This is a genomic window from Dryocola clanedunensis subsp. sulfonylureivorans (assembly GCF_016756775.1).
Classification (GTDB): domain Bacteria; phylum Pseudomonadota; class Gammaproteobacteria; order Enterobacterales; family Enterobacteriaceae; genus Dryocola; species Dryocola clanedunensis.
Window position 1 is genome coordinate 79,797 of sequence record NZ_JAERMU010000020.1, and the last position, 6,781, is coordinate 86,577.

Sequence of the window (6,781 nt, forward strand, 5' to 3'; positions counted from 1 at the left end):
TTTTTCAAAGACTCAATGTCTGTAATACTCGGTTCCATCTCTCTAGCGAACTAAAATAGACCCTGGGATCAATATATTGATATCTGTCTTATATTCCTTAGTTAGTTTTTGGGCCTTTTCAGTAAAAATGCTATCGCCGTAAGCTCTAGCGGCACTAAGTACCGGACCGACTGCCTCCTGGGGCTTATATCTTATCTCTTTGTAAGCCCACTTATCTTTTGACTCTCCCGCCTGCTGATTCAGAAAGAGGAAGGCATTTTTGGTGCTATGACCATCCAGTTTAAACCCCCAGACATCTTCCCCTATTCTTTCACCATAACGCCCCATTTTCGCGTAAGCGGCAAGCGTAAAGTTGGTGTAGTGGAAAGAACGGCTTCTTTCAAGTTCTGCGGAAAGCTCCCCTTTGTTATTCACCTGCCCGGCAACCCGACGAAGGGTAAATATTTTTACCTGCTCTTCAGCCTGCGCGAGATCGCCGGTGAAAAGTGAAAAGGCCGTGACCTGAGCATCGAACCATGCCCCATGGTTATTGTGCCAGTTAGATTCTTCGATCCCATTTTTACTGGTCAGAAGCCATTTCAGATATTCTGAATACCATTGTTGATAAGCCTTATAATCAGCCACTGGAATGCTGCCGGATGCTTTCAATAGCACGATACTGTCAGCAACATCTATCAGAGCGCGAGTATCAATGATGCCAATTCCCCGTCCATTAACCACACCGGGTATCGCCTGAGCATAGTTCAGGTTTGGATTCATCCGTGTTGATTTATTCAAAAACCAGGTATGCAGCATTTGTTGTGCTTTATTTGCATATTTTACTTCACCGCTGTAAAACCATGCCAGCGACAAAGCCCGGACATCATCAGTAAATTTCACCAGTCGTTTACTGTCGGTCGCTTCTGTTTTGGCCTCAGGATTTATTTCCCCATCCTTGCGGATATAGGGAAGTTTGCTCACCGTAGCAGGGTTTGGCCACCAGTAAGGGCCGAAACTATAATAATCATGTTTATCACCGGACGCCGGAACTAACGTTTTGTCTGTAACGGAATAGACTTTATGCCCCAGTGCAGCATTAGCTTTCTTCAATAACTCAGTATAGGAAGCAGCATATTCGCTACCACTTTGCTTAAGTTTATATTTGATGTTCTCCATCATTGCACAATCGTAGGTCAAGCAAGCATCAGACTTTTCGACTGCTCGTGGAGCATTGGATGCGGCAAATGAATGTGAACATAACATGCTGAAAACAGTCATCGATATAATTTTATATTTCATATTCTCTCCAGTGTTATTGATAATTCCAGAATGTGGATTGTCAGGTAAATTTACTTAGCCGTCACAGGGGGTGTTTTACTGTGCTTCAGCGTCCCACTACGTTTGAGAAAATAGCCGATAAGTAAAATGGATGCCGCACACCCAAGGAAGACAATTCTTCCCCATAGAGGATTCGGTATAAGCACCATCAGTAATATTCCATACCCCATTAGTTGGGTAATGCTTCCCAGTTTATATTGCTGAATGCGGTCAAACTCCCCTTGCTGATCGTCTGCAATTACCGGGCTTTCAATATTCTCAAAGAACTGCTCGGCATTCTCTCTTTCTACTGGTGAAAAAGCGGATGGACGATAAAACAACGTCGTCAGGCAGAAGAACCCACCGGTAAACAGTAAATGTGCAGCAACTGTCATGGTGGTCGTTAACTCGGATCTTTCTCTGGCGGTTAAGGTGATATCAAACAGGCTTGCAGCCCATTGTGCAGTAAATACGTTAATCACCAGCCATGAAACAAGCATGCCGAAGCATACCGTTCCCCATGCAGCCCAGCGGGGGGTTTTGCGGATAAACATACCGAAGAACAGAGGAACCAGGATCGGCGACTGCAACAGCGTCGCGACGCGCATCATCAGTTCAAACAGGCTCAGTTCCTTTAACTGAGCAAACAGCTGAGCGATGATAATGACCAGAATACCGTTGATGACTGTGACAACCTGACTGGTGATTAACAGCCCTTTTTCGCTTTGCGGCTGGTTGCGACGGATAATCGGCGACCAGAAGCTACGCACGAAGATCCCGGCGTTGCGACATAAAGCAGAATCCATAGAGGACATCGTTGCAGCAAAAAGTCCACCGACCAGTAACCCGACGGTCCCCACCGGCATGATTTTCTCGGCAAATACCAGATATACCGCATCCCTCGCCTTTTTACCCAGCCCGCTGTACTCAACGGCAGCATCGGGTATCAGAATTGCGCTTGACCAGGCAGGAATGAACCAGATAAGTGACCCCACGGACATCAAAGCCATGGCAAATAAGGCTGCATTTCTGGCATTGCGGGAATCTTTAGCATTCAGGAAACGATAGGAGTCCTGCATGTTATTGATACTCTGCAATTGCTTCACCAGGAAAAAGAGGAAGGAGCCGACAAGCAGCACACCATAGTTCATGTCAGGCCCCATGATGAAACCACCCGGGAAATTTTCCACGATTTCGCCAGGCCCACCGACAACCACCAGGGCAACAATGGCACAGGCAACGGAGACAACGGCGATGATCAGGGTTTGCACGAAGTCGCTGGCCACAACTCCCCATGCGCCGCTGAGCATTGAAATAAGCAATACTGATATCCCGGTGATCCAGATCGTTAAGGGTAACTCAAAGCCAAATACCGCACTGACGAAAATTGCCAGACCATTGAGCCATACCCCCCCGGTAAGAATACTTAACGGAATAATTGCCCACGTGAAGAATTGTTCATTTGTTTTACCAAAGCGGGCTCGAACGCCTTCCGTGGGAGTATCTACCCGCATTTGACGAAAGCGGTGACTGAACCACCACCAGGAGACTAAATAACCTAGCGCATTGCCGAAAAATACAAACGTCACAGCAAAACCATCGCTAAATGCCTTACCTGCAGCACCGGTAAAAGTCCATGCAGAAAATTGCGTCATAAACGCCGTGGCTCCCACCATCCACCAAAGCATTCGTCCACCACCGCGGAAATAATCACTGGAGGATTTACTTGCCATTTTTTTGAATGACAAGCTTATTATTAGCATCAGAATAAAATACCCGATGATAACCAGCGTATTTACATTCATTCTGGTTTCTCCGTATTAGTTAAATGTATACATCAACCATCTTTTGATTGATGAAACTAATTCCATCAGATTGAAAGCATGGTATGACCACCTGATATTTATTATAGTGCCAGGTGTTTCTGGTTTATTGAATAGCGGATATTTTCAGAATGAATACACAACACCGACGCGAACACGGGTTTGTCGATCATTTCGGTCGCTCACCCCGATGTTGCCAACTTCGCTATATCCCGCCCAGTTGCGGTCAAACTTGTACGCCACTTTTGAGTTATATTCTTGAGAGTAAGGTTTATTATTATTGCGATTAACCCCCTCGGAACTTCTGGCGTAAACGTAATTCAGCTCTGCACGCCATTTTTTCCAGCTAAATCCGGTCCATGCATCACCGCGGTTTACTTTGTTATCATCTCTCTTCACGTTGGAAGGATAGTGCGTGTAGTCATATCGGTACCGGGCTGCAACATAAAATCCGTTCTCGAAATTGTACTGAATCCGAAGATTAGGTTTATATGTTGTGCGGCTATCATTGCTTTCAATATGCATCGCGGGTGTCACAGACAACTGTTTATTTGCTTTCCAGCGCCAGCTTATCGATTCCTCATGACCATTACCAAGAAAATCAGCAAAAGGCTGGTCGGAATTATCCCCGCCAGAACGCCACTTGGCTTCGATAGAAAAACCAATGCCATTTTTAAAACGATGCGATACCAGCATTCTGTTCGCATTTACTTTATCAACCCTCCCTCCATCTATATATTCATGACGCAAATCTACGGAAATCGCAGTTGCAAAGGATGGTGCAAAGACTAAAGCAACCAGAGCTATTGATTTCATTTTCATTAGTCACCAAACCATTATCAATATGAATGGGATTGAGACATTACATTTATTGAAACAGCGTTTCAGTGATCAATGTCTAAAAAACACACATAATATAAATCCTCAATCGGCATTAAATAGATCTGGTAAATTACTTTTTTTTACATATCTTTTAACAAAATTAAATAGAGTTTAAATTTAACTAAATCGTTAAACTTGCGATCGCAAAAGAACATACACAGCAGCAACTTATAAATATTCCAATTGGAATTAAAACGGTTAATTAATTATTTCAGAATAAGTACGACCCTCTATTTCTTCTGACTCCGACTATGACTGGATAATGTTATTACTCATTGAAAAATAACATGTTGTACATGCGCTCGTACGTCAGTTTTATTTGCAAATAGCTTCGTGCGAATCATTTTATAGTACGGAACACGTATCCCTCACCGAATGACCCTGACCCAAAATCCTGTTCCATTCAGAAACAGAATTACGGCATGATAAACACTCCCCTGAACGGAGGTGGTGCCGATGAAAAAGGCACGATTCACTGAAGAGACAGATTGTCTTTGCCCTAAAGCAGGCTGAGCTGGGTACGTCCGTGCAGGATGTCTGCCGCAAGCAGGGTATCTCCGATGCCACGTTTTAAACCTGGCGTAAGGAATACGGCGGGATTTCCCCTTCTGAACTCAAGCATATGCGGCAACTGGAAGAAGAAAATCTGCGGCTGAAGAGGCTGGTTGCCGATCTGAGTCTCGACAAGGCGATGCTGCAGAATGTGCTGGCAAAAAAGAACTAACGCTGGCGCGCCTGCGCGAATTGGTCAGGGATTTGCAGGCCCGCTACGGTGTCAGTGAGAGACAGGTCTGTTTTGCGCTGCGGCTCAGTCGCAGCTCGTTTCGCTATCGTTCTGTAGCCGCCGACGACAGCACACTGCGGCTGCGCATCCGTGAGATCACCGAAACCCGGGTTCATTATGGTTACCGCCGAGTACACGTGATGCTCAGGTGGGAAGGCTGGCGCGATAACCACAAACGGATCTACCGGCTTTACAGTGAACAGGGGCTGTCACTGCGTCTCAAACGTCCACGTCGCAATAAATCCGCCCAGCGCCGGCAGCCGCAACCTCAGGGGCTGTATCCGAATCACGTCTCGGACATGGATTTTGTCTCGGACGCGCTGTTTAACGGGCGACGACTGCGCCTGCTGACGGTTATCGACCTTTACACCCGCGAATGCCTGGAGATCTGCGTTCAGCAGAAGTGGCAGAAATGATGAACAACATAGCGCTCAGGCGTCCTTTACCGCAGTGGCTGAAAACCGATAATGGTTCTGAATTTGCAGGGAAAATGCTGGACAGGTGGGTGTATGAAAGAGGGTTAAGGATCGACTTCTCACCCCCGGGAACACCGACGGACAACGCTACGGTCGAGTCCTTCAACGGCAGGTTGCGGCAGGAATGCCTGAACGTGAACTGGTTCATGTCTCTGGAGGATGCATGGTGCAAAATCGAGGCCTGGCGCATACACTATAACCAGAGTCGTCCCCATTCTGCACTCGGCTGGATGACGCCCTCCAAATTTGCCTAAAAATCTGCCGGTTGCCTGGATATGCAGCCAGAATTAAGCTGGTTATTCCTGATTATGACTGGATCATATTCGAGGTCAAGGTCAATACTGCAGCATTGGCCGACCCATGGCAAAGCAGAATTTTTAAGTCACCAACTGGCGCAACTACAACAAAGCCCTCATCAACTGCGGCTCCGTCACTTTCTGGCTTGATGACGAGGATATTCAGGCCTGGTATGGGCCCGCCACACACATCGAGGGGGCGGCCTAGCACTGTTCTGACCTCGCCATCACCACCGTCCTTGTCGTTAAACGTGTATTCCGCCTGATCCTGCGAGCCGCAAAGGGCTTTATTTATTCATGATGGGGGTTCCTCTTCGTTGTCCGGATTACACCAGTGTCAGCAAGCGGGCAAAGTCGGTTAATGTCAGTTTTAAAACACCCACCCGGGGCGAAATTGCACATCTGGTGATTGATTCCACAGGGCTAAAAGTCTTCGGTGAAGGTGAGTGAAAAGTCAAAAAGCACGGCAAAGAGCGCCGTATCTGGCGAAAACTGCATCTGGCTGTTGATCCGAGTACGCATGAAGTCATCTGCGCGGACCTGTCGCTGAACAATGTCACGGACGCTGAAGCTTTCCCGGGGCTTACCGGCAGACCCACCGAAAAATCAGTTCAGCGGCGGCAGACATACACGGCGATGTCATGACGAACTGCGTCGCAAGAAAATCAGCGCGCTCGGGCTACTGGCCAGGTGAGTATGCAGACCGCAATCGTGCTGTTGCGAATCAACGGCTGAGCGGGAGCAATGCACGGTGGAAATGGAGAACAGATTACAACCGTCGGTCGATAGCGGAAACGGCAATGTACAGGGTAAAGCAGTTGTTCGGTGGTTCGCTGACGTTGCGTGACTACGATGGTCAGGTTGCAGAGGCTTTGGCCATGGTGCGTGCGCTGAACATAATGACGAAGGCAGGCATGCCAGAAAGCGTGCGTATTATCTGACAACTGTAACCGGCTACGAAGATGCTTGCCCCAAAACTGATTTATTCAACAAAGCCATACGGTCTATTAACCGATGATTGTTATAACAGCCCACTCACTTCAGCGTGGCTATTCGCGAGTCATATACACTGAGCGGTGGCGGGTATGTTTATCGTCGGGTTATGGTGATTCTCTCAGGCGTGTGATGCCGGGTTATTCACCACGGATAATTTAGACATTGCCGGTTTATTACTTATGGATAAGGCACTCATAAAGCCCCCTTATTCAGGGGGCTGAGCTGATG

Annotated in this window: 3 protein-coding genes and 2 pseudogenes; 2 read left to right on the forward strand and 3 right to left on the reverse strand. The window is 47.2% G+C overall.

Annotated elements, in window-relative coordinates:
- Positions 1-42 precede the first annotated feature (42 nt).
- From HYQ67_RS18630 to HYQ67_RS18640, 3 genes are all read right to left on the reverse strand, one after another.
- The gene (locus HYQ67_RS18630; RefSeq protein ID WP_237391322.1) at positions 43-1,278 is read right to left on the reverse strand and encodes an alginate lyase family protein; all 1,236 of its coding nucleotides are present in this window, start codon (positions 1,276-1,278) and stop codon (positions 43-45) included.
- 50 nt (positions 1,279-1,328) lie between these two features.
- Positions 1,329-3,101 (reverse strand): sodium:solute symporter family transporter, encoded by a 1,773-nt coding sequence (locus tag HYQ67_RS18635; RefSeq protein WP_202306045.1) that lies wholly within the window; start codon positions 3,099-3,101, stop codon positions 1,329-1,331.
- A gap of 144 nt (positions 3,102-3,245) precedes the next feature.
- Positions 3,246-3,941 (reverse strand): oligogalacturonate-specific porin KdgM family protein, encoded by a 696-nt coding sequence (locus HYQ67_RS18640; RefSeq protein ID WP_202306046.1) that lies wholly within the window; start codon positions 3,939-3,941, stop codon positions 3,246-3,248.
- A 516-nt stretch (positions 3,942-4,457) separates the two neighbouring features.
- Here HYQ67_RS18640 and HYQ67_RS18645 point away from each other — a divergent pair.
- Together HYQ67_RS18645 and HYQ67_RS18650 are read left to right on the forward strand one after the other, a co-directional pair.
- Positions 4,458-5,515, forward strand: a pseudogene (locus HYQ67_RS18645) (IS3 family transposase).
- A gap of 160 nt (positions 5,516-5,675) precedes the next feature.
- Positions 5,676-6,498 (forward strand): annotated as a pseudogene (locus HYQ67_RS18650) (IS5 family transposase).
- The last annotated feature ends 283 nt before the right edge of the window (positions 6,499-6,781 follow it).

Coding starts and splice junctions, on each gene's coding strand:
- HYQ67_RS18640 (WP_202306046.1), bottom strand. CDS start 3,941: ATGAAAATGAAATCAATAGCTCTGGTTGCTTTAGTCTTTGCACCATCC.
- HYQ67_RS18630 (WP_237391322.1), bottom strand. CDS start 1,278: ATGAAATATAAAATTATATCGATGACTGTTTTCAGCATGTTATGTTCA.
- HYQ67_RS18635 (WP_202306045.1), bottom strand. CDS start 3,101: ATGAATGTAAATACGCTGGTTATCATCGGGTATTTTATTCTGATGCTA.